The following is a 22,285-nucleotide window of genomic DNA, read 5'->3' on the forward strand; positions in this document are numbered from 1 at the left end:
ATGAAAGGGTTACGTCACATCGCCGCCGGCCAGTGGCTGCGCCACTATAACCGTCAGACCGCCGCCGCGGACGGCGTGGCGGCGGTGATCGTCACCATCATGCTGATTCCCCAGAGCCTGGCCTACGCCATGCTCGCCGGCCTGCCGCCGGAGGTGGGACTGTACGCCAGTATCCTGCCGCTGGTGGCCTACGCCGTGTTCGGCTCCAGCCGCACGCTGGCGGTGGGGCCGGTGGCAGTGGCCTCGTTAATGACCGCCGCCGCCGCCGGCGAAGTGGCCAGCACCGGCAGCCCGGAATACCTGGCTGCGGCCATTATCCTGGCAGTGCTGTCAGGGCTGATGCTGGTGGCCATGGCGGTGCTGAAAATGGGCTGGATCAGCAACCTGCTGTCCCACCCGGTGGTCAGCGGCTTTATCACCGCCTCCGGCTTGCTGATCGCTGCCAGCCAGCTCAAGCACATGCTGGGCGTGCCACTTTCCGGCCACAACCTGCCGCAGTTGCTCGGTTCACTGACGCAACACCTTGGCGATAGCCACTGGCCCACGGTGGCACTGGGCAGCGCCGTGCTGATCTTTCTGCTCTGGGTGCGTCGTTACCTCAAGCCCCTGTTGCTGCGCCTGGGCCTGCCGCCCTTCAGTGCCGACCTGATCAGCAAGGCCGGGCCGGTGGTGGCCGTGCTGGGCTCCAGCCTGGTGGTCTACCAGCTGCAACTGCAGCAGGGCGGCATGGCCATTGTCGGCGACATTCCCAGGGGCCTGCCGGACTTCATGCTGCCGGCGCTGGATATGGCACTCTGGCAGCAGCTTGCCATCCCGGCCCTGCTGATCAGCCTGATCGGCTTCGTGGAATCCATTTCCGTGGCCCAGACCCTGGCCGCCAAGCGCCGTCAGCGCATTAACCCCAATCAGGAACTGATGGGCCTGGGCACCGCCAACCTGGCCAGCGCCTTCAGCGGCGGCTTCCCGGTAACCGGCGGTTTTTCCCGTTCCGTGGTCAACTTTGACGCCGGCGCACAGACGCCCATGGCCGGTGTCTTCACCGCTTTGGGCATCGCCCTCACCGCCCTCTTTCTGACCGGCTGGTTCACCTACCTGCCCAAGGCCACCCTGGCCGCCACCATCATGGTAGCCGTACTGACGCTGGTGGATCTGCGCGCTCTGGTACACACCTGGCGCTTCTCGCGGCTGGATTTCCTGGCCATGGCCACCACCATTGTCGGGGTACTCGGCTGGGGCGTGGAGGCCGGCGTACTGGCCGGCGTCAGCACCTCGCTGGCACTCTATCTGTGGCGCACCAACCAGCCCCATGTGGCGGAAATCGGCCTGGTCCCCGGCACCGAACACTTTCGCAATGTGCAGCGCCACCAGGTACGGGTCAGCCCCGGCGTGCTGGGCATGCGCATTGATGAATCCCTGTACTTCGCCAATGCCCGGCGGCTGGAAGACCAGATCTACGATGCGGCCCTGTTGCGGCCTCAGACTCGCCATGTGGTGCTCATGGGCGCGGCCATCAATCACCTGGATGCCAGTGCCGTGGACAGCCTGCTGAGCCTGAACCAGCGCCTGCGCGACGCCGGCATCACCCTGCACCTGTCGGAGATCAAGGGGCCGGTGATGGACCAGCTCAAGCATACCGAACTGCCTGATCAGCTGAGCGGAAACATCTTCCTGAGCCATTACCAGGCGATACAGGCACTGGCCCCGGATTGCCTGGCAACACGCGACAGTGCCTCTTGCAGCCCGGCTGTGCAGCGTTAAGCTAGAGCGACATTTTCAAGGAGTCTTCATGGTTACCATCAAACGTCTGACCGACACCCTCAGCGTCGCGCCGCAACTGCGCCCGGAAGACATGGCCCAGCTGGCCGAGGCCGGTTTCAAGACCATTATCAACAACCGCCCGGATGGCGAGGCGGAAGATCAGCCCAGCAGCGCCGAAATGGCCGCCGCAGCCCAGGCCGCCGGGCTCGAGTATGCCTACCAGCCGGTGGTGGGCAGCAACATCGCCGAAACCGATATCGACGGCTTCGATGCCATCGTCACCCTGGCGGAAACGCCGGTGCTGGCCTTCTGCCGCACCGGTACCCGTTGTACCACCCTGTGGGCCCTGACCCAGGCGGAAGCCCTGGACAATGACACCATCGTGTCCACCGCCCAGCAGGCCGGCTATGACCTGAGCGGCCTGGTATCACGCCTGGACCAGCGACGGAACGGCTGATATGGCCGCCACGCCACGGTGGCTTCGCTGGCTGCCGGCCAGCGAATGGCTCAGCGGTTACACCCGCCAGGATGCCAGTGGCGATGCCCTGGCAGCACTGATCGTCACCATTTTGCTGGTCCCCCAGGGGCTGGCCTATGCCCAGCTGGCCGGCATGCCGCCGGTCACCGGGCTCTACGCCAGCATGCTGCCGCTGATACTGTACGGCCTGTTTGCCAGCAGCCGGGCCCTGGCGGTGGGGCCCGCCGCCCTCACCTCACTGATTACCCTGTCCGCCGCCGGCAGCCTGGCCCGCGGCGACAGTGCCACCTTCATGGCCGCGGCCATGGTCTTGGCCATTCTTTCCGGCGCGCTACTGGTACTGATGGCCGTACTGCGCATGGGCTGGCTCACCAATCTGCTCAGCCACCCGGTGATCGTCGGCTTCATCAGCGGTTGCGGCCTGCTGATTGCCACCAGCCAGCTGCCCCACATGCTGGGTATCAACGTTGCCGCCCATGACTTTATCGGCCTGTGGCAGGGCCTGCTCACCGAATGGCCCCGGTGGCAAAGCACCACGGTAGTGATGGCCGGCCTGGCGCTGGCCTGCCTGCTGTTGCCCCGCTGGCTGGGCACACAACTGCAAAAACGCACACGCTGGCGGGAAACCGGCAAACTGTTGGGCAAACTGGGGCCGCTGGTGGCGGTGGCGTTAACCACCCTGATCAGCGCCGCCGCCCAGCTGAACCATCATGGCCTGGCCGTGGTTGGCACACTGCCCGCCGGGCTGCCGGCGTTGACCTTGCCGTCCCTGCCACTGCAACACTGGCTGGACCTGGCCGGCCCCGCCGCCCTGCTGGCACTGATCGGTTTTGTGGAATCGATTACCCTGGCGCAGGCGCTGGCCGCCCGCAAACGCCAGCGCATCCGCCCCAACCGGGAGCTCATGGGCCTGGGGCTGGCCAATGTCATCAGCGGCCTGTCCGGGGCCTTTGCCGTCACCGGCAGTTTTTCCCGTTCCACGGTCAGCCAGGATTCCGGCGCCCGCACCCCGCTCACCGGCATTCTGGCCGCCGCCGGCATTGCCCTGGTGGCGCTGTGTTTTACCCGCGCCTTTTTCTACCTGCCCCAGGCCACCCTGGCGGCCATCATCGTGGTGGCGGTGCTGCCATTGGTGGAGCTGGGGGAGCTGAAACACCTGTGGCGTTTCAGCCGCGCCGACAGCCTGGCCATGGCGGCCACCCTGCTGGGCGTGCTGACCATCAGCGTGCAGGCCGGCCTGATCATCGGTGTGACGCTGTCACTGGCCCTGTTCCTGTGGCGCACCAGCCAGCCCCATGTGGCCGAAGTGGGCCGGGTGCCGGGCACCCAGCACTTTCGCAATGTGCAACGCCATGAGGTGGAAGTCAGCGCCCATGTGCTCGCCATGCGTGTGGACGAATCGGTGTGGTTCGGCAACGCCCGGCAGCTGGAAGACCTGATCTATGACAGCGCCATGCAGCGCCCGCAGGTTCGGCAGGTGATCGTGCAGTGCTCGGCCATCAACCACCTGGATGCCAGCGCCGTGGATAGCCTGAAAAGCCTCAACGATCGGCTTGCCCATGCCGGCGTGGTGCTCAATCTCTCGGAGGTGAAAGGCCCGGTGATGGATCTGCTCAAACGCACCGAGATTCCCGAACAGCTCACCGGCCAGATCTTTCTCAGCCATCACCAGGCGATGGAAACCCTGGCCGCCGAGAGCCCCTGATATACCGCTATCCTCCAGGGGGTCGGTCAGAAATAACGCAGCTGGTACCAGGCCAGGGCGAGCCACTCGTACCAGATCTCCGGCACCATGGAGAGCGCCCCCGCGGATGGCACCCAGGCCTGCCGGGGCAAGCGCCTGGCCCAGCTCGGGTGCGCCAGCATGCCCTGGTGGCGAAAGCACAGCAGCGCCCGCGACAGGTGCGAGCGGTCACTGACCAGCCAGATTTCGTCAATGCCGCGCAGGGTCAGCACATCGACGCTGTAACGGGCATTTTCCCAGGTGTTGCGGCTGGCGCTTTCCTCGATCACGGTGACGCCGGGCCAGCGCCGCCGCACGGCGGTGGCCATCAGTGACGCCTCGGAAGGCTGGCCCGGATGGCGGGCGCCCTTCTGCCCGCCGCTGACCAGTAGCGGCAACCCCTCGCGCTCGGCCAGCTCGGCGGCATGGCGCAGCCGGCGCAGGCCCCGGTCAGAAAGCCGGTAGCGCCCCCGCTGGTAACGTCGCCCGGCACCCAGCACCACCACCGCCTGGGGGCGAACCACGGGCTGGCGAGCCGGCAGCGGCGGCAACATGCCCCGCACTACCGCCGGCAGGGTGGCCCCGACCAGGACCAGCAATACCAGCCAGGTCAGCAGCATGCCCGTCTCCATCCGCTGGCCATGAAAAATTCCCCGGCTCGCCGCCGCCGTGATTGAGAAATCCGCCCCAAGCTCATGTATCCTATGTCCCCTTCGCCAACCGCGATGTTCCCCTCGCGATGTTTTTGTTTTTGTGACCCGTGACTTGTAATTAGTAGAGACCCGATGGACGCACAGTATCGCCCCGAACAGATCGAAGCCCAAGCCCAGAGCTTCTGGGAAGACAACCAGAGCTTCAAGGTGACCGAAAAGCCCGGCCAGGAAAAGTTCTACTGCCTGAGCATGTTCCCCTACCCGTCCGGCCGGCTACACATGGGCCATGTGCGCAATTACACCATCGGTGACGTGGTCAGCCGCTACCAGCGCATGCTGGGCAAGAACGTGCTGCAGCCCATGGGCTGGGATGCCTTCGGCCTGCCCGCCGAGAACGCCGCCATCAAGAACAAGGTGGCGCCGGCCAAGTGGACCTTCGAGAATATCGACTACATGAAGGGCCAGCTCAAGCGCCTGGGCTTCGGTTACGACTGGGACCGGGAGCTGGCTACCTGCACCCCGGAATACTATCGCTGGGAACAGTGGTTCTTTACCAAGCTTTATGAAAAGGGCCTGGTGTACCGCAAGCAGTCCACCGTCAACTGGTGCCCCCACGACATGACCGTGCTGGCCAACGAGCAGGTTATCGACGGCTGCTGCTGGCGCTGCGACACCCCGGTGGAGCAGAAGAACATTCCCCAGTGGTTCATCAAGATCACCGATTATGCCGACGAGCTGCTCAACGATCTGGACCAGCTGGACGGCTGGCCGGAGCAGGTCAAGACCATGCAGCGCAACTGGATCGGCCGCTCCGAAGGGGTGGAACTGACGTTCGCCATCGAGGGTGAAGACCCGCTGCGCGTCTACACCACCCGCCCGGATACCCTGATGGGCGTCAGCTATGTGGCGGTGGCCGCCGGCCACCCGCTGGCGCAGAAAGCCGCCGCCGGCAATGCCGACATCGCCGCTTTCGTGGAAGAGTGCCAGCACACCAAGGTGGCCGAAGCCGACATGGCCACCATGGAGAAAAAGGGTATCGCCACCGGCCTCACCGCCACCCATCCGATCAGCGGCGAGCCGGTACCGGTATGGATCGCCAACTTCGTGCTGATGAGCTACGGCACCGGCGCCGTCATGGCGGTGCCTGCCCACGACCAGCGCGACTTCGAATTCGCGCAAAAATATGACCTGCCCATCAACCAGGTGATCGAGCCGGCCAACGGTGAAACCATCGATCTGGGCAACCAGGCCTTCACCGAAAAGGGCACGCTGGTGAACTCCGGCGAATTCAGCGGCAAGACCTCCGCCGAGGCCTTCGACGCCATCGCCGCCTGGCTCACCGAGCGCAACCTGGGCGAGAAGAAGGTCAACTACCGCCTGCGCGACTGGGGCGTCTCCCGCCAGCGCTACTGGGGCGCACCGATTCCCATGGTGGAAACCGAAGACGGTGAACTGCACCCCACCCCGGCAGACCAGCTGCCGGTGATCCTGCCCACCGACGTGGAAATGGACGGCGTCAACAGCCCCATCAAGGCCGACCCGGAGTGGGCCAGGACCACCTTCAACGGCCAGCCGGCGCTGCGCGAAACCGACACCTTCGACACCTTCATGGAATCCAGCTGGTACTACGCCCGTTACTGCTGCCCGCAGAACGACCAGGCCATGCTGGACCCGGCCGCCGCCAACTACTGGCTGCCAGTGGATCAGTATATCGGCGGCATCGAGCACGCCATCCTGCACCTGCTGTATTCGCGCTTCTTCCACAAGCTGCTGCGCGACAGCGGCCTGGTGGAATCCGACGAGCCCTTCAAGCAACTGCTGTGTCAGGGCATGGTGCTCAAAGACGGCGCCAAGATGTCCAAGTCCAAGGGCAACACTGTGGATCCGCAAACCATGATCGAGGAATACGGCGCCGACACCGTGCGCCTGTTCATGATGTTCGCGGCGCCGCCGGAACAGTCACTGGAATGGAACGATGCCGGCGTGGAAGGCGCCCACCGTTTCATCAAGCGTCTGTGGCGGCAAGTGGCCGACCATGTCAGCGGTGGCGCCTGTATCGCACTCGATAAGGCCGCGCTGGATGACGCCGGCAAGGGCCTGCGCCGCAAGACCCACGAAACCATCCAGAAGGTCAGCGACGACTACGGTCGCCGCGCCACCTTCAACACCGCCATTGCCGCGGTGATGGAACTGGTCAACGAGATCAGCAAGTTCGAGGCCGGCGACGACGCTGGCCGCGCGGTGCGTCAGGAGGCCCTGGAAGCCGCCGTGCTGCTGCTGTCCCCGATCATTCCCCATGCCGCCCACAGCCTCTGGCAGGCTCTAGGCCATGCCGACCCGGCGCTGGATGCTACCTGGCCCCAGGTAGATGAAAGCGCCCTGGTGAAGGACACCGTGGAGCTGGTGGTGCAGGTCAACGGCAAGGTACGCGCCAAGCTGGCGGTACCGGCCAGTGCCGACAAGGCGGCACTGGAAGCACTGGCCCTGGAAGAGGAAAACGTGCAACGCTTTATCGACGGCAAGACGGTGCGCAAGGTGATTGTGGTACCGGGCAAGCTGGTCAATATTGTTGCCAACTAACGGAACTGACTGATGCGATTGCTCCGCCCTTTTCTGGTCCTGCTGCTGACGGTCTGGCTAAGTGCCTGCGGCTGGCAGCTGCGTGGCGCCACCCAGACGCCATCCCTGGACACGGTCACGCTGAAAGGCGCCAGCGCCCAGTTGCGCTATCCGCTGGAAGACAAGCTGGAAGACGAAGGCGTACTGGTCCATAACGAATCGCCCTACATTCTGGTGATCGAGGACGAGGACTGGAGCCGACGCACCGCGGCGGTGGATGACCAGGGCCGGCAGGCGGAAATCGAGCTGCGCTACCAGATTGTCTGGCACCTGGAGAGCCGCGACAGCGGCGCCCTGCTCACCGCTCCCAAACGCCTGATGGCTCTGCGCAGCTTTGCCTGGTACCCGGACAATGCCACCGCCTCCTCCGATGAAGAGCAGCTGGTGCGCGAAGACCTGTACGACGACATCATCGTGCGCCTGATCAACCAGCTGGCCGCCGCCACCCAGGGCTGGGAAGTGAACTGATGCGACTGCGCCCGGAGCAGCTGGCCAAGCACCTGTCCCAGTCCCTGCTGCCGGTCTATCTGGTGGCCGGTGACGAGCCCCTGCAACAGGGAGAACTGCTCGACACCCTGCGCCAGGCGGCCCGCGAACAGGGCTTTGACGAACGACAGCGCTTCAGCAGTGACACCGGCATCGACTGGAATGCCCTGCTCAACGAATCCCAGAGCATGAGCCTGTTCGGCGGACGTCGGATTCTCGAACTGGTGCTGGGCGAAAAGCGCCCGGACAAGGCTGGCAGCCAGATCCTGCGCGACATGCTGGCCTCCCCCAGCCCCGACACCCTGTTGCTGATCCGCTGCTCGCGGCTGGACCGGCGCAAGGACTGGAACAGCGCCTGGGTCAAAGCGGTGGATGAAGTGGGCGCCGTGATGGAAGTCTGGCCGGTGGAAGGCCCGGCCCTGCGCAGCTGGCTGCAGGAGCGACTGACCAGCCGCGGACTGCACGCCAATGACGATGCCATGGCGCTGCTGATCGAACGCAGCGAGGGCAACCTGCTGGCCGCCGCCCAGGAAGTGGACAAGCTCGCCCTGCTGGTGGAAAACGGTCAGGTAAGCCCGGAAGACGTGCAGCAGGCGGTGGGGGATTCCAGCCGCTACTCGCCCTTCGACCTCACCGAAGCCACCGCCCAGGGCGACGCCCAGCGCGTCATGCACATCATCCAGACCCTGCGCGCCGAGGGCGTGGAACCCCCGGTGCTGCTGTGGGCCCTGAGCCGCGACATCCGCACCCTGGACAGCCTGATCGGCGGCGGTCCGCCGCCGCGCCTGCCACCGCAGAAGGCCCGCGCCATGCAGGCCCAGGCCCGTCGCCTCAACGCCCGCCAGCTGCAGGCGGCCCAGGCCAGTGCCATCCGTGCCGATCAGTGCATCAAGGGCATGGCCAAGGGCGACCCGTGGCAGTACCTCACCTCCCTGGCCCTGCGCCTGGCTGGCCAGCCCCTGCCGCGCAGCATGGAACGCTAATCCCCGGAGACAGTCCCCGTTCGGTCGCAAAAGCAATTTGTCCCAATCTGCCATCACTCAATGGCACAATTCTGCTAGCCTGTGAGCCTTCAGTCATAACCAGCCAGAACAACAATGAGCGAACCCCGCGACACGTCATCGATCAGCTTTACTGCGCTCTACACCGGCCACGTGTGGACCCGTGACGGCCTTTCCGCCCCCTTCTTCCGCACCCGGGGCGGCGCCTTTCTGTACGGTGCCCTGGCGCCCTTCGAGTACATTGGCCGCAAGGTGGTGGGCGGCAACATCCGCACCTTCCTGCTGCAACGCCACCATCTGATCGACCATCGTCTGCACCAGCTGATTGCCGAAGGAACCACCCAGGTGGTGGAAATTGCCTGCGGCCTGTCACCGCGGGGTCACCGCTTCTGTCAGCAGTACCCGGAACTCACCTACATCGAAACCGACCTGCCGGACATGGCGCGCCGCAAGGAAAGCCTGCTGCGCGCACAGGGTCTGCTCAGCGACCGCCACCGCGTGCAACCGATCAACATCTTTGCCGACGAAGGCGAACTGAGCCTGGCCCATGTACTGGGCCAGCTGGACACCAACAAACCGGTGGTGGTGATCACCGAAGGGCTGGTCAACTACTTCCCGCTAGCCGTGATTTCCGCTTTCTGGCGCAAACTGGCAGACGCCCTGCGCGCCTTCCCCGCCGGCACCTACCTGACCGACAACTACCCGCTGTACGAAGGCATGCCCTTCTACCGCACCCTGAAGACCCTGGGCAACATGCTGGGCACCATTTCCCGCAGCCAGGTGGGTTTTCATTTCCACTCCGACCCGCAGGCCATCAGCCACTTCGAAAGTCTGGGCTTCGACCGGCTGACCATCCACAACCCGGCGGAGTATTACGATGCCCTGCCGATCCCCAAAACCCGCGGCAACCCCATGGTGCGGATACTGGAAGCAACCACGGGAAGGCTCCCAAAGGAAAACCCGTAAGGCTATACTGAAGCAGAAGCGGTAGTTTCCTAGTGGAAAGGTTGCGGGCCATAATGGCCAGCATGATCCGGTTCGAGTCCGGCGCCGCTTCATCTTATTCTTCATCGCCAATGATCCGCCCTTCAGACACTAGCCTGCTGGTGAAAACCGGCGGGCCGATCAGTGTGCGAGGCTTCACCAGGACACCCTCCCACGGACAGGCGCAACACGGGTTTTGTAGAGCCCGGCTTTGCACAGCCCCCAGTCGTTGACCACTACACCCAGTCCTTGAGGGTCGTCTACAAGCAGTGCCTCATTCAAGAGAACGCATATAAGACGGCATTATCTCCAGAAAAATTCAGACTCGAAGAACATCCTATACATGCAGCCACACCCGAATATCCAAAGGCTCCCAGTGTTCCGCATGATCCAGCACGGCTAACACCTCGGCGGATAACCGTCCTCCCTGGTCCATCAGGGCAGCAGACACCGCATTACCCCGGCGTGGCAAATAGCCGAGCTTGTGATTCTTCCAGAAGACTTCGACCGCAAGGTGATCATGGGGGTTCTCCGGTTGCCTGCGCAAACTCAAGGCATCTCCGGGGCCCAGCAACATCGCCACACCACTAAAAGCGTAATAACCGGAACCGGCGATTCGAGTATCCATCAACCGAAACCTTTGTTCCTTTCCTCTCGAACGCACCACCACCGGAGCTATTACCCCGGATACCGTCCCGGAAAACAGCAACTGCAATACTCTTCGTCTGTTCATGATCCTCCCCAAACGCTGTTCCATTTTCTTCACCACCAACCCTGCCACCCCAGCTGCCCTCAAAATGGCACTCACCCTATGTACAGTATTTCCAGTTGGCTTCTGGGAACGAATCATCCCAATCGCACGTTTACGTCAGGGCAGCCACCCCTCTGGTGCGGAACAACATCTCCGCCAGCCGGGGGCTGAGACGCGTGGCGATATTGGCCTCGCTGCCCGCCTTTTTCGGTGAGTCGCCGAGGTTATCCAGAGCTTTTGCTGTACCAGTAACTAGAGGGTGTTATCCGAGGCCATGACTATCTCGCAGAGCGGTAAGTCTCCGCCAGGCCCGACTAAAGGTGGGACAGAACGTCGCCCATTGCCCGTCGTGGCGTTACGCCCAATGATCGAAACAATGAGCCAGGGTGAGTAGCGTGATTCGCAGCGTTGGGTAACGGTGCCCCTGATCTCGCGGAGTTTACAGATTGTTGCACCGACGCCTGGCCAGCACCAGATACTCGAACAGCCGCAAAAGCGGTCGGGCGAACAGCCAGTACAGACCATAAAATACGTACCCGAGGCCCACCAAGCCCCAGGCGATTGCGCCTAGCGCGGCGACAGCGCCTATGAATATTGCAATGCTGCAAATCAACACGTCCACAGGGAGAGGGCCAGTGCGTTTTCAGGCACGGCGGTTGCGGCGCAGTAGAAGTTCCACCGCGCCGGGTTGCATGGGGTCGCACCAATCGTAGTTCGCCAGCAGTCTGCTCTGACGGTGGAGCCGTTTTGCAGCCCATCTGTCGATAGTAGGGAAAACGGGAACAAGTAGCAGACACAGGGCCATAAACGCCAGCGTCAGACTGAGCCCAAGGCCGAGAATCAAACCGACAAATGCCAGCATGCCAATGCCCTGTTTTGCTTATTGTTGGCTTGATCATAGCAAGCCCTACTCGTCGGCTCCACTGCGCAGGCGCGCTACCTCATGGCGGCTTCTACTCGCTCAGGTAGGCGGCCCGAGCGCGGGGCATGGCGGCGCTGGCGAAGGCATCGGGGTTGGGGCGGGAAAGCCTGTAAAAACCCTGAAGCTTGGCTATGACACAATGATGAAGGTGCTACAAAGCCTGGATGTAAATGTAGTTTGACGCCTGTTCACCAGCAAGGTCGTTGCACGCTCACAATGCTACTCATTTAAGCATTAGGGTACCTAAGGGGCTTTTCAACAGCCTGCCCCTCACGCTTGCCAGCCTGTTTATCCCCGCAGGTGCGGGGAACAGTCGATTAGGGCAGGCCCTCGAATGCTCCAATCCGGTTTATCCCCGCAGGTGCGGGGAACAGCCTCCCCCATTTCCTGCGATGAAGGAAATGCGCGGTTTATCCCCGCAGGTGCGGGGAACAGCCAAATAATACGGTCATATGCATTTAGCAAATCGGTTTATCCCCGCAGGTGCGGGGAACAGCTGCACCACTCGCATGGCGTCCCGGCCCACTCCGGTTTATCCCCGCAGGTGCGGGGAACAGAACACCCCGCCCATCATGCCGTCATGGGTGCGCGGTTTATCCCCGCAGGTGCGGGGAACAGAACTGCAGGCGCTTCAGAACGCTGTGCGCGTCCGGTTTATCCCCGCAGGTGCGGGGAACAGGGTGGCCCTGGCCGCCGCTTTGGCCAGCGAGGCGGTTTATCCCCGCAGGTGCGGGGAACAGCTGGATCGGCTGGCTGGCTCATTTTGTGCAGCCGGTTTATCCCCGCAGGTGCGGGGAACAGGCGCATCTTCCCTAGTGACGCGGGTTTTAATGCGGTTTATCCCCGCAGGTGCGGGGAACAGCTTCGGGCGTCGGCCATAGCGCGGCACGTTCTCGGTTTATCCCCGCAGGTGCGGGGAACAGAACGCATCCTCATAGCTCATGCGCTCGTCGCCCGGTTTATCCCCGCAGGTGCGGGGAACAGTCTAAATATACATGGCTGATTTATAAGGGAAAACACTCCCTTTCAAAATCCACCAGCCATATCGATCAAAATATAGCCAGATTTTTAAAGAGCGTTTTCGGTTGAAGATCCCTTATTCAGGATCGGGCAGAAAGGAAACCAGGCGCAGGCCATCGTAGTCGATGGGCACACGCCGGTTTTCACCGCAGGTCTGGAAGTCAAAGCCGGATTCGGTATTGGTGGCCCAGCTCATGGCGACATTACCATCCTCCACCATGGCTTCCACTTGTTCCCAAATCATCTCCCTGACCCGCTTGCTCACATCGCCCACGTATACACCGGCGCGTATTTCCAGTAGCCAGATAGCAAGCCGACCACGCAGCCGGGGCGGGACGTTCTCGGTTACCACCACCAGCATGCTCATTATTGGCTCCGGTGGCCGTCATCACCCAAGGACTTGGGCTCGGGAATGGCTGGCGGTTGGCTGTCCTCGGGCGGCTCCGGCGGCGTGATGCCTCCGGCGGCCAGTACCTCTTCAATGGCGGGAATAATTTTCTTGAGCAACCTCGTTTCTCTGAACGAATCCCGGCAAGCCACACGCACGGCTCTATCCGGCGAAGATGGTTTCTGGGCGGCAATGCGAAAGGCGACGGGCACCACGGTATCGAACTTGAAAAGATCAGCAATATCGTAGACGAAGGACAGAGGTTTGCCGGAATGGATAAATCCGACTGCGGGTGCATACCCGGCCGCCAATACCGCCGCTTCCGTCACACCATAAAGGCAGGAGGTCGCGGCACTAAGGCATTGGTTGGCTATATCCGCCTTATCCCATTGTTTGGGATCATAGCGACGACCATGCCATTCTACCCCATATTGCTGGGCCAAGAGCTGATAGGTCTTTCGAACCCTGGCGCCTTCGATACCACGCAACTGGTCCACGCTCCGGCGCTCCGGTGCCGGCTCGCCAAAACGTATCTCGAACATCTTGCGTACCACTTTGAGACGCAAGCCTTCATCCAGGGCCAGGCTGGCCTGATAAAGCAAACGATCCGAGCGAGCGCCGCCAGGCTGCCCACTGGCATAAAGTCGCACGCCGGCTTCCCCCACCCAAATCAGCAGGGTGCCGGTGATCGCTGCCAGTTTCACGGCGGCATGGGAAACGCGCGTGCCCGGCTCCAACATGATGCAGGCCACCGAGCCCACGGGAATGTGCTTGCGTTCACCGTGAACTTCGTCCACCACCACGAAAGCGCCATCCTTCACATCAATGCGTCCGTAGGACACAAAAATCATGGAAGTGCGCTCTTTCATGGGGATGGGCTTGAGCGGAATGAAAGCCATGCGCTAGCCTCGCCGCACCATGAGCATGCCGCACCCAAAGGCGCGGCTACGGCCCACGCCATTGAACAAGGCGTCGCGTAGACGCTCCGGGTCAGCCACGGTGATCACGCCTTCATAATCCACGGAGGAAAAACAAATTTGCCGTTGCTTGCGTTGCCATTGGTGTTGACGGTAACCGCTTAACTGAAGTGCGCTATCCAGCGAAAAACCCCAATCTTCACTGCGGTTTCTTAACCATTGTTCAGCGCCGGCATCCATGGCCTCGCTGACTTCCCAGGGCGAATCCCGGCCTTGCTGCCGACACTGCCACTTGGCGTCCATCAACACATCATGGCGGCGGGAGCGTGCCTCACCATCGTGCTTACGGGCCACCGTGGGGTTGGCGCGCAACTTGAACAGTAACCGATCTCCTTTTGATAACTGCGGGTCAAAGGGTTTGCTTTGGCACTCCAGCAACCCCGATACCGGTTCAGGCTCACGTGACGACAACACATAAAATAGCGGTAACCCCCGTGGGGATTCCCGGGAATCCAGTTGGTCTTTTTCCATCTCCTGACGAAACAGAAAAGGCCGCTCTTCCTCTTGTGTGAACAGCCGCCATAGCAACTGATGGTTCGCGTAGGCATCGCCCGACAGCAACTTCACCAGAGCGTTACGGTCGAGCCCTTGAGTCGCCACTCTAACGCGGGATAAATACATCAGCCCTCCTCCCTGAGACGTGCATGGTGCTCCTGGCGGCTACCGAATTGCCAACGTTCCCGACTGATCACATCGTCCGATGGTTGGCGGGTGTCCTGCACGGCAATATCACCGGCATCGCCCTCCCAGTAGAAATCCACAGTCTTCGGCAAATGCAGCCAGCGGCTTTGCTGGTCGCAAATGCGCGGCGGCACCACCGCGAAGGCTTCACGCAACCCGTTCGCCTGGACTTTTTGCGGAGCCAACGGCACTGCCAACGGGCACGCCTTGCGGCCCAGGTAAGGCGTGAATACTGGAGCGCGCAAAGCGGCTTCCAGTTCATCCAGGTTCCAGTCACTATGTTCATTAAGCAATACGGCCACCTGCCACAAACCATCCTGACGATATTCGCGGCTGGAAAGCACGGTGTTAAGCTTATCCTTGGGCACGGACAATTCATCCTTGCGGGTGAAGTAGCGGGCCTTTTTGTCCCGGCCAGGCACCTGCACAGTGTGATAATCACGCATGAGGCGACCGGCACTATGCTGCTTTACCGCAAAGCGCACGGATGACGCCAACGCCTGCTGCCCAGGGCCGTCATCCCGGCGAATACCCAAGGCTGCCGCCAGCAACCCCAACAGGGCGGCTCGGCCCGGATGGTCCGAGCTGGGCCGGGTCTCCCCCACTGCCGGCGCTCCCCAGCTGGCCAGGGGGCCATATAGTTGGAAAATCAACGCTTCCATCAGGCACCTCCTAGTCCTTTTTTAGAAAGTCCATCAGCGCCTGGAAGCTGCCTTCCCCGGTATGGGCGTTCAGGCTGTAGCGTTGATCGGCACATTCGCCATACACCTGGTCGAAGCGCTGGGTCTGCTCTTCCAAGCAAGTAATGGCATCCGCTGCCTGATCCTGGCTCTGCACTGGCTTGAGAAACGCCACCGACAGGGAACGCGGCTGTTGCGAACCCTTTTCCGCCATGACATAAGACGCATAGGCCCGTGAGCCAAAGCTGTTCTGTTTACCGGTGGGGGACACCTTGATGGCCGCTTCGGCCAGAGCCGCGATGGCCTTGTCCGCCAACGCCTCGTCGCCACTGAGGTTATCGATCAACTGGTCGCGGTTGATGCAGACATAGCTGTAAAACAGGCCGGCGGCGAAACCGGTTTCGCCGATATGAGCAGCACCCCGGTCTTCGTCACCATTATTGAGATCGTCGACAGCGGTGAAGTAGTCGTCCTCGATGACCACCGGATGGACTGTAATGGCGTGAGCCACCTGGCATGCCGCCTCCACGTTAAAAGCAGGATCCTCCGCCAACATCCGACCGAACAAGGCAATATCCGCCGCCGCCGGATTCTTGCGAAGCAACGCCAACTCTTCCTTTTCTGGTGCCCGATTTTCTTCAATCAGAGTATCGGTTAGAGCATCCACGGCCTGGCGCTCCTCCGGGCTGATATGGGCCAGCTGCGACAGTTCCACGCTGTCCTTTTCCAGCTTGCCGAACACATCGGCAATGTCAGCAGCCCACTTTTTCGCCTTGCCGTCTGCAATGCCTCCGTCCTGCAAGCGCTTCTCAACCTCCAGGCCCAGCCGCTTTGTACGGGTACCCAAGTTCCCAGCCAAGGATTCCTGAAACAGGTCGGAAGTACGCCAATGGCGCTTGAGCGATTGCGAGGATACTCGCAGCCGCTCGGCACCGCCCATGAAGGCAGTCTTGGGCTTACCCAGGTCATCCCGGTTCAGGTTGGCCGGCGGGTATGAAGTGAGAAGGTGCAGTTGAATAAAAGTGCTCATGATGTCAGTCCTTTGTGCTTTTCTCTTCGTCGAAGAAGGAGTTACTTGTCGTAGGCGTTTACCGCCGTGAAATACTCTGTCGCCCAACGCACCGCCAGGCGGTCCATGGGCCGGGAGCCCTGATTGCTTTGTTGCTCCTGGAACCAGTGCAGGATGTTGTCCGTCAGGGACAGCACCGGGGCAGTCTTGTTGATCAACGCCAGTGCGCGACGAAGCCGCATCAGAAAATCATCGCCGCTACGACTTTTTTGCAGTTGCGCGAAACGCATTTCGCTCATATAGGGTTTGCCGGTTTTTTCTTTCTGCTCTCCCAGCCTTCGCGCAAACGAAACATCTTTCGCCGCAGGCTGCTCACGTACGTCCGCCAGAGCGGCGGCGACACAAGCCCAGGCCAGCATATCTCTATCCCGCCGCTCGCTGGTTTGCGCCAACGCCTGCCACAGATGTCTAAAGCCTTCCGTTAGCAAGACTGCATCCAGCGTCTCACTACGCCGCAACTCGGCGCGGGCGCCCCGCTGCTCCTCCAGTTGCCGCCACCACTTCAGCACCGCGTCTCGGGTAGCGGATTCCTTAATACGAAAATAAAACGGAGCATCACTCATGCGGTTTCTCCTTGTTTCTTACTGGCCGCTTGCTGGCCGTTGTCATCCAGACGTCCGGTCTTGCGGAAGGCTTTTGCTTCTTTTCCGGTGTGGAGCTTCTTGCGGAAGGTATTACGCGCCTTGGTAATGCGTTTCATATCCAACTGTTCTGCCGGGCCACTGAGGGCAAAATCATCAAACAGGGCCGCGGCCTGGCGGGTAACGGCTCGATACCAGCTTGCTGCGAGCTCGGACGGGAACCGCTGCGGTGGCGCGTCGCCTGTCAGCAATTCACCCAGTTCCATAAGATGCTGATAAAAAACCTGTTCCGTGGCCTCCCACAGTGACGCACCGATGTAACTGACATCCCCCTTGGCGTCCTTGGGCCGGCTGAACCAGGCTTCCTTGACCTGGGCTTGCAACAGTCGGGCGCTGCTGTCCGTGAGTTCAATCATTTGCCGTAGCCACCGCTGAGCCAGGTCTCGCTCACCCTCTTCCAAGGCCAGAAGCGGCATATGCGCGCCGTACCAGCACCGGGGTTTCATATTGTCCATGTCATAGCCGAACACCCAAAGACCGGCGACTGTTGGTAGTTCTACGTCAAAATCATCCGCTTTATCGCACTTGTCCGCATAATCCAGCACCACCGGCGCAGGCAGAAAGCCCTTTTCTTTTTCATCCTTCATGGTCAGGGCTTCCCAGTAGCGATAGCCCAGGCCGTCCGTTTGCGCTTTGCGGGAGTACGGCAATTGTTCCGGCTTTTTGGGATCAAAGCGGTAAGGAGTGAGCGGGTGCGTCCAGGGGCCATCATAATTAAACCCGTAGTTTTTCGTGCGCAGCGAAGAAACATCGTATTCGCTCTGCCGTCCACAGAGATCACACTCGCAGGCCGCCGCTTCAATATTGAGTCGGATACGCCGAGGCATCGCCCAAAATGGATGAAGAGGATGGACGTCCTCCGGCGTCGTTTTTTGCCCCTTGTCGCTGACCCTGGTTTCTCCAAGCCAGGGAAAGACCTTGGAATCGGAAGTGCCGGGCGGCTCATAAGTCCAGCTATCCGTGTCCCGGACGTTAAGCCAAAGCCGGTGCCAGAGAGGACGGTCTGAGTCAGCGGGCATAACCAGCGTAGTCAGGGGGCCACCGCCGCGTAGCCCGGTCCTATACCCCTTTCCTCCAGCCGGAGCATTAATCTGCAACGTGAATAGCGCCATGGCAGCGCAATCCAGGCACAATTGTTCCACCCGACCTGCTTTTACAAAGTGATCGGTATTGTTCTTTATGGTGGAAGCGCCAGGGGAATCAATCAGCAACCCCGCAATATCAGTCGCTTTTTCATCGGCTAGCGAATCGAGGTCCTGCATAAACGCCGGTCCCTCGCTGTCCAACTCAAAGCCTGGCTTCCACTTTTCCAACATTTCCTGGCAAGACGCCAAGGACGGGGGAGTTTGATACCTCTTCACCCATGCATCCTTGTCTTCCGGTGCCATGGCTGTTTGCAAAAGACCAATCAGAAACTGATACGCCGCGCCCTGAAAATCCGCCCGGGGAAGTGCCAGATCAACAATGTCCGGATCCACCATGGCGGTGACAGGTAGATATTCCTGGCTGCCATCGCGGCGCTTGAATGACAGCCAGGGGGCGGTTAATAGATTCATGTTGTGGCTCCTTGCTTACGCATTGTTTTCATCCTTCCTCCCGATTCTGGGCACGCGATGCAGACCCATTTCCTGGCTGTAATCCATTGAGGATTCCTCCTCCGCTAACCACAACCGACTGAATTTCAGGCCCGGATAGCGCTCAGTCAGGCTGTCACGCTCTGCCGCAAGTGCTTGCGGCCACTCCGGTAAGCGCCTTGCCAGAGACTCCCGTACCTGCAATTGGCTTAGTTCCCAGGCAAATTGCTCCGCCTCTACCCAGGGTTTCAACATACCGCCTTCGTCTTGGCGAACCAGAGTGACGGTAATGCTGGGTTCCTCATTCAGGCGGGTACCGATGTCGATATTCACATCATCCATCCAGCCATGGCTGGCCTTGACGCTGTAACCCTGCTCCATATCAAGGCGATTGAAGCCAGCCATGGCCCGGTGGCTGCTGCGTTCGCCCTCCTGATCCAGGTGACGTTGTTGCAGTCCTTCGGGAATCTGAGCTTCGGCATCGTCACCAAAGACGGACTCAATCAGGTGGCGTGCACGCCCGGGCATGTCGATGCCGCCTTCGTCGCGCAAGGTTTTAAGGGTCAGCCAGAGTTGGCCGTGGTCGCGATAAACGGCGCCGGAACCCGGCAAGTGAGCAGACAGCCAATCAGGACCCGGCTGATCGTCGTAAGAGGGCGCCAACAGATGCAGCACCGGTGGCTGGCGCTGGTCGTCAGTGTCGATGGGATTACCGAGGGCGTCCCGGCGGTGGCGATGCAGGCGCCCGGCTCGTTGGATCAGTAAATCCATGGGGGCCAGATCGCTTATCATCTGGTCGAAATCCAGGTCCAGGGATTGCTCCACCACCTGGGTGCTGACCAGAATCCAGCCAGCCCGGCTTTCCGCCGTGGAGGTCTTGCCAAACCGTTCCAACGCCGCCTGCTCAATAGCCTGACGATCCGCCATGACAAAACGGCTATGAAACAACATAACCTTGCTCGGATCCGGCGCCCGTTCACGCAGAGTCTGATAAGCGGCGATAGCATCATCCACGGTATTGCGTATCCAGCACCCACACTGGCCACGTTCAGCCGTGCCGACAAGGTGGTCGATCACCGCTTCCGCTTCATTGAACGTTTCCACTTCAACCCGGCGAATCACGCTGTCACGAGTGGCCAATGGTGTCTGTTCCAGGCTCTGGTCCGTGACCCGGGTGGCCAGCGGAAAAGCTGCCAGCTCTTTCACCGTCTCGGCATTCAGGCCCCGGCCACGTTGGTAGGCCGCCACCAGACTGCGTTTCATGGCATGGGGCAAAGTGGCGGTAAGCAGGATGGCACTCCCTCCCTGCTGGGCATGGGCACGCAGCACTTCCTCCAGCAGTCTGGCCATGTAGTCGTCACAGGCGTGCACCTCGTCCACCACCAGCACCTTGTTTGCCAAACCAATCAAACGCAGGGTCTGATGCTTGAAGGGCAACACCGCCATCAAGGCCTGATCTACGGTACCCACGCCCACGTCCGCCAGCAGCGCCTTCTTGCGTGAGTCGGCGAACCACTGGTTACAGGCGGCGGATGCGGTTTGTTCCTCATCGCCATAGGCATGGTCCCGCCGCTGCTCAGCTATCACCGACTGTACAAAACCTGGGTTGAGATGACGCGCACCATGGGCCAGCACCAGATTGGGCACCTGCTCCCCGGCGAACCAACGACGATAGGTATTGGCCACACGCCCGTACATGGCATTGGACGTCGCCATGGTGGGCAGGCCGAAATACACCCCCTGCGCCTGGCGGTGCTCCAGCAGACGATGCACCAGAACCATGGCGGCTTCCGTCTTGCCGGCGCCGGTGACATCTTCCAGGACAAAGAGCTGAGGGCCAGGTTGCCAGGCCAGATCCTGCGCCCATTGCTGCAACGGCGTCGGCTCAAAACCAAAGAAAGACCGCACGCCCGGGAAGAAAGATGCAGTCAGCGGCTTACCAAAACCCAGTCTTGTCAGTGCTTGTTCGGCCTGAGGCAATGCCCTGGTCTGCCAGTAATCGTCCAGCGCTTGAGGACTGGACTGATAAGGAAATGCCGACTGATCCGACCCCAACCAATCCGCCAGCACCGCAAAGCCAGCCAGGTGCCAGGTCATTGTTTTAAAATGCTTAAGCCAATCTTTGTCCTGTGCCTGCTCTGGCCATTGAGGGCGAAGCCAGCTTGCCACTTCACAGGCGTACTCCCAGGCCGCCTGATGATCTTCAGGAAACCCCGGCGAGGGACGCTTGTTGCTTCCGGCATCCACCGGCTTGCCATGATGTCCAAACGCCATGCCCAGCATGACACGCAGAAAGTCTTTAGCCCCGTTACTGGTCTCGGGCCAGCCCCAGACTTGCAAACCATGATGTTTCAGTTCGCTTTTGAGGAAGGCTTTGAGAAAAACGGCACCCGCTTCACTGTGATGCGGCCATTCTGCCGTTCCGTAAGCCAGCGACGAATCCGGCGCGACCAACTCCGGCAACTCTGGCTCAGCCAGAGACTGGAACGCCCTGGCGAATTTGCCCAGGTCATGCACGGCCAAGCTGAAGACAAACAACGACTGTAGCTGCTCCGGCTTCAGTGACATGGACGCGGCCAATTCCTGGCAACGGACCGTATGGGGCGCCAGCAAGTGATAGCCGACCGCCGCCACATCCAGGCTGTGGAACGGCAACAGATGGCATGACGTACCCTCTGAATCCGTCGCTGGTTTGGCCTTACCCCAATACCGAAAATAAGCCGGCGCATTATTCCACGTAAGAACCACAAGTTTTCCCTTTACTGTTTTTCTTGTTGGACCCTACCACCCCACCTGCCCTTAAAATGGCACTCACCCTTTGTACAGTGGTTATTGCCCATACACCCCGGCCATGTCATTCACTCGTTTCATCACGGCCTCTCTCAACGCCGCCGGCCCCAGCACCTCGACATTCGCGCCATGGCGCAGGATCTCCATGATCAGTTCGGTCGGGTCCGAGTAGGGAATGTGCAGGTGGAAACTGCCGGCCAGCCATTCACCTTGCTGCTGGGGATGCCACTGCTCCTCGGCTACCCAGCGCGCGGCATGGGCGTTAAAGCATAGATGGGCGGTATTCGAGGCCTCACCGGAGAAGATGCCAAACCCCTGGTTGGCGAATGCGTCCAGTTGTTCTTCTGGCAGACGATGGGCGGGTGCTTCCTGCTGATTGGGGTGCTTTATTCTGTCCAGGGAGAAGAAACGCAAGGCGCGAGCCTGATGGCACCAGCCAAGCAGATACCAGTTGTCCCGGTAGTGCAGTAATCGTTGCGGGCTGACCTGGCGCAGGCCAGGCTGCTCAGTACCCCGACCGGTATAAGCAAAAGCGATTTGCCGACAACTCAACAAAGCATCGGCGACGGGCTGGAAAATGGCGGTATCAATCTGGCGATGATGGATGGGCTGAACGTTGACGCGCTCGCTGACGTCTTCCTCGCCCTGCCCGGCCTCATGAAGCAGCGCTCTGATGCGCCGCCGGAGCGGTTTGAGCCGATCTTCCATCAACCCTGGCTGGACACGCTCCAGCAATTGCTCACACACCAGTAAGGCGTGTAATTCGGAGGCATTCATCCATAAACCGGGAAGCTCGAACACCTCCGCCTCCGGGTCGTAACAATAGCCTTTTTGTTGCTGGTCGTAGTGAATGGGAGCGCCGAAGAAGGTACGCAGGTAGTTGATGTCCTTGCCTAGCGCATTACGCTGCACACCCAGCTCTTCCTCCAGGCGTTTGCGAGGAACAGGATGGCGGGCATGACGCAATATGTCATGGAGTTTGTAGAAGCGTTCCAGCCGATTCACAGTGCTCTTCCTGAGGCGTTATTCTTATTCCTTCTCGAACTCTATTCACTTGTGAACCGCATCACAAGACTCTGCCGACCTACAA

19 protein-coding genes and 1 CRISPR repeat array are annotated in these 22,285 nt (G+C 60.9%); of the genes, 7 read left to right on the plus strand and 12 right to left on the minus strand.

Annotation, left to right across the window (positions count from 1 at the left end):
* Genes A11A3_RS02800 through A11A3_RS02810 form a run of 3 tightly spaced genes read left to right on the plus strand, consistent with a single transcriptional unit; the run spans position 1 to position 3,941 of the window.
* A complete protein-coding gene (locus A11A3_RS02800; protein WP_008927747.1) occupies positions 1-1,758 on the plus strand; it encodes a SulP family inorganic anion transporter in 1,758 nt (585 codons plus the stop codon).
* 28 nt (positions 1,759-1,786) lie between these two features.
* Positions 1,787-2,215, plus strand: a complete 429-nt coding sequence (locus A11A3_RS02805; RefSeq protein WP_008927748.1) for a protein tyrosine phosphatase family protein — start codon at positions 1,787-1,789, stop codon at positions 2,213-2,215.
* A gap of 1 nt (position 2,216) precedes the next feature.
* Positions 2,217-3,941: a SulP family inorganic anion transporter gene (locus A11A3_RS02810; protein WP_008927749.1), complete on the plus strand. Its 1,725-nt coding sequence runs from the start codon at positions 2,217-2,219 to the stop codon at positions 3,939-3,941.
* Between the two features lie 26 nt (positions 3,942-3,967).
* Here the strand turns inward: A11A3_RS02810 and A11A3_RS02815 are convergent, their stop codons facing one another.
* Entirely contained in the window at positions 3,968-4,579 is a 612-nt protein-coding gene (locus A11A3_RS02815) for a YdcF family protein (protein ID WP_008927750.1), read from the minus strand.
* A gap of 165 nt (positions 4,580-4,744) precedes the next feature.
* On the opposite strand from A11A3_RS02815, the gene leuS reads away from it, so the two are divergent.
* The 4 genes from leuS to A11A3_RS02835 all read left to right on the plus strand — a co-directional run bounded on the left by leuS (position 4,745) and on the right by A11A3_RS02835 (position 9,684).
* Positions 4,745-7,192, plus strand: a complete 2,448-nt coding sequence (leuS, locus tag A11A3_RS02820; RefSeq protein ID WP_008927751.1) for a leucine--tRNA ligase — start codon at positions 4,745-4,747, stop codon at positions 7,190-7,192.
* A gap of 12 nt (positions 7,193-7,204) precedes the next feature.
* Positions 7,205-7,699, plus strand: a complete 495-nt coding sequence (locus A11A3_RS02825; protein ID WP_008927752.1) for an LPS-assembly lipoprotein LptE — start codon at positions 7,205-7,207, stop codon at positions 7,697-7,699.
* Positions 7,699-8,700 carry a DNA polymerase III subunit delta gene (gene holA / locus A11A3_RS02830; protein ID WP_008927753.1) on the plus strand — a complete coding sequence of 334 codons (1,002 nt, stop codon included), beginning with the start codon at positions 7,699-7,701 and terminating at the stop codon, positions 8,698-8,700. Before A11A3_RS02825 ends, holA begins: the two co-directional genes overlap by 1 nt.
* Positions 8,701-8,814: 114 nt before the next feature.
* Positions 8,815-9,684, plus strand: a complete 870-nt coding sequence (locus A11A3_RS02835; protein ID WP_008927754.1) for a class I SAM-dependent methyltransferase — start codon at positions 8,815-8,817, stop codon at positions 9,682-9,684.
* A gap of 355 nt (positions 9,685-10,039) precedes the next feature.
* Here A11A3_RS02835 and A11A3_RS02840 read toward each other — a convergent pair whose 3' ends face one another.
* From A11A3_RS02840 to A11A3_RS02895, 11 genes are all read right to left on the minus strand, one after another.
* On the minus strand, positions 10,040-10,459 hold the full coding sequence (locus A11A3_RS02840; RefSeq protein WP_162136908.1) for an HIRAN domain-containing protein: 420 nt from the start codon (positions 10,457-10,459) through the stop codon (positions 10,040-10,042).
* A 637-nt stretch (positions 10,460-11,096) separates the two neighbouring features.
* Entirely contained in the window at positions 11,097-11,315 is a 219-nt protein-coding gene (locus A11A3_RS02850) for a hypothetical protein (protein WP_008927756.1), read from the minus strand.
* 344 nt (positions 11,316-11,659) lie between these two features.
* A CRISPR array of direct repeats spans positions 11,660-12,359; the repeat unit is 29 nt; unit sequence CGGTTTATCCCCGCAGGTGCGGGGAACAG.
* A gap of 112 nt (positions 12,360-12,471) precedes the next feature.
* Positions 12,472-12,762: a type I-E CRISPR-associated endoribonuclease Cas2e gene (gene cas2e / locus A11A3_RS02855; RefSeq protein WP_008927757.1), complete on the minus strand. Its 291-nt coding sequence runs from the start codon at positions 12,760-12,762 to the stop codon at positions 12,472-12,474.
* The gene (gene cas1e, locus A11A3_RS02860) at positions 12,762-13,682 is read right to left on the minus strand and encodes a type I-E CRISPR-associated endonuclease Cas1e (protein WP_008927758.1); all 921 of its coding nucleotides are present in this window, start codon (positions 13,680-13,682) and stop codon (positions 12,762-12,764) included. The genes cas2e and cas1e overlap by 1 nt, the downstream gene beginning before the upstream one ends.
* A gap of 3 nt (positions 13,683-13,685) precedes the next feature.
* Positions 13,686-14,381: a type I-E CRISPR-associated protein Cas6/Cse3/CasE gene (gene cas6e / locus A11A3_RS02865; protein WP_008927759.1), complete on the minus strand. Its 696-nt coding sequence runs from the start codon at positions 14,379-14,381 to the stop codon at positions 13,686-13,688.
* The gene (gene cas5e, locus A11A3_RS02870) at positions 14,381-15,103 is read right to left on the minus strand and encodes a type I-E CRISPR-associated protein Cas5/CasD (RefSeq protein WP_008927760.1); all 723 of its coding nucleotides are present in this window, start codon (positions 15,101-15,103) and stop codon (positions 14,381-14,383) included. Before cas5e ends, cas6e begins: the two co-directional genes overlap by 1 nt.
* Positions 15,104-15,113: 10 nt before the next feature.
* Entirely contained in the window at positions 15,114-16,151 is a 1,038-nt protein-coding gene (gene cas7e, locus A11A3_RS02875; RefSeq protein WP_008927761.1) for a type I-E CRISPR-associated protein Cas7/Cse4/CasC, read from the minus strand.
* A gap of 41 nt (positions 16,152-16,192) precedes the next feature.
* Positions 16,193-16,753 (minus strand): type I-E CRISPR-associated protein Cse2/CasB, encoded by a 561-nt coding sequence (gene casB / locus A11A3_RS02880; RefSeq protein WP_008927762.1) that lies wholly within the window; start codon positions 16,751-16,753, stop codon positions 16,193-16,195.
* Entirely contained in the window at positions 16,750-18,387 is a 1,638-nt protein-coding gene (gene casA, locus A11A3_RS02885) for a type I-E CRISPR-associated protein Cse1/CasA (protein ID WP_008927763.1), read from the minus strand. The genes casB and casA overlap by 4 nt, the downstream gene beginning before the upstream one ends.
* A gap of 15 nt (positions 18,388-18,402) precedes the next feature.
* Positions 18,403-21,153 carry a CRISPR-associated helicase/endonuclease Cas3 gene (locus tag A11A3_RS02890; protein WP_040296618.1) on the minus strand — a complete coding sequence of 917 codons (2,751 nt, stop codon included), beginning with the start codon at positions 21,151-21,153 and terminating at the stop codon, positions 18,403-18,405.
* A gap of 81 nt (positions 21,154-21,234) precedes the next feature.
* Positions 21,235-22,200 carry a helix-turn-helix transcriptional regulator gene (locus A11A3_RS02895; protein ID WP_008927765.1) on the minus strand — a complete coding sequence of 322 codons (966 nt, stop codon included), beginning with the start codon at positions 22,198-22,200 and terminating at the stop codon, positions 21,235-21,237.
* Between the last annotated feature and the right edge of the window lie 85 nt (positions 22,201-22,285).

The sequence above is a fragment of the Alcanivorax hongdengensis A-11-3 genome (assembly GCF_000300995.1).
In the GTDB taxonomy this organism is placed as follows: Bacteria; Pseudomonadota; Gammaproteobacteria; order Pseudomonadales; family Alcanivoracaceae; genus Alcanivorax; species Alcanivorax hongdengensis.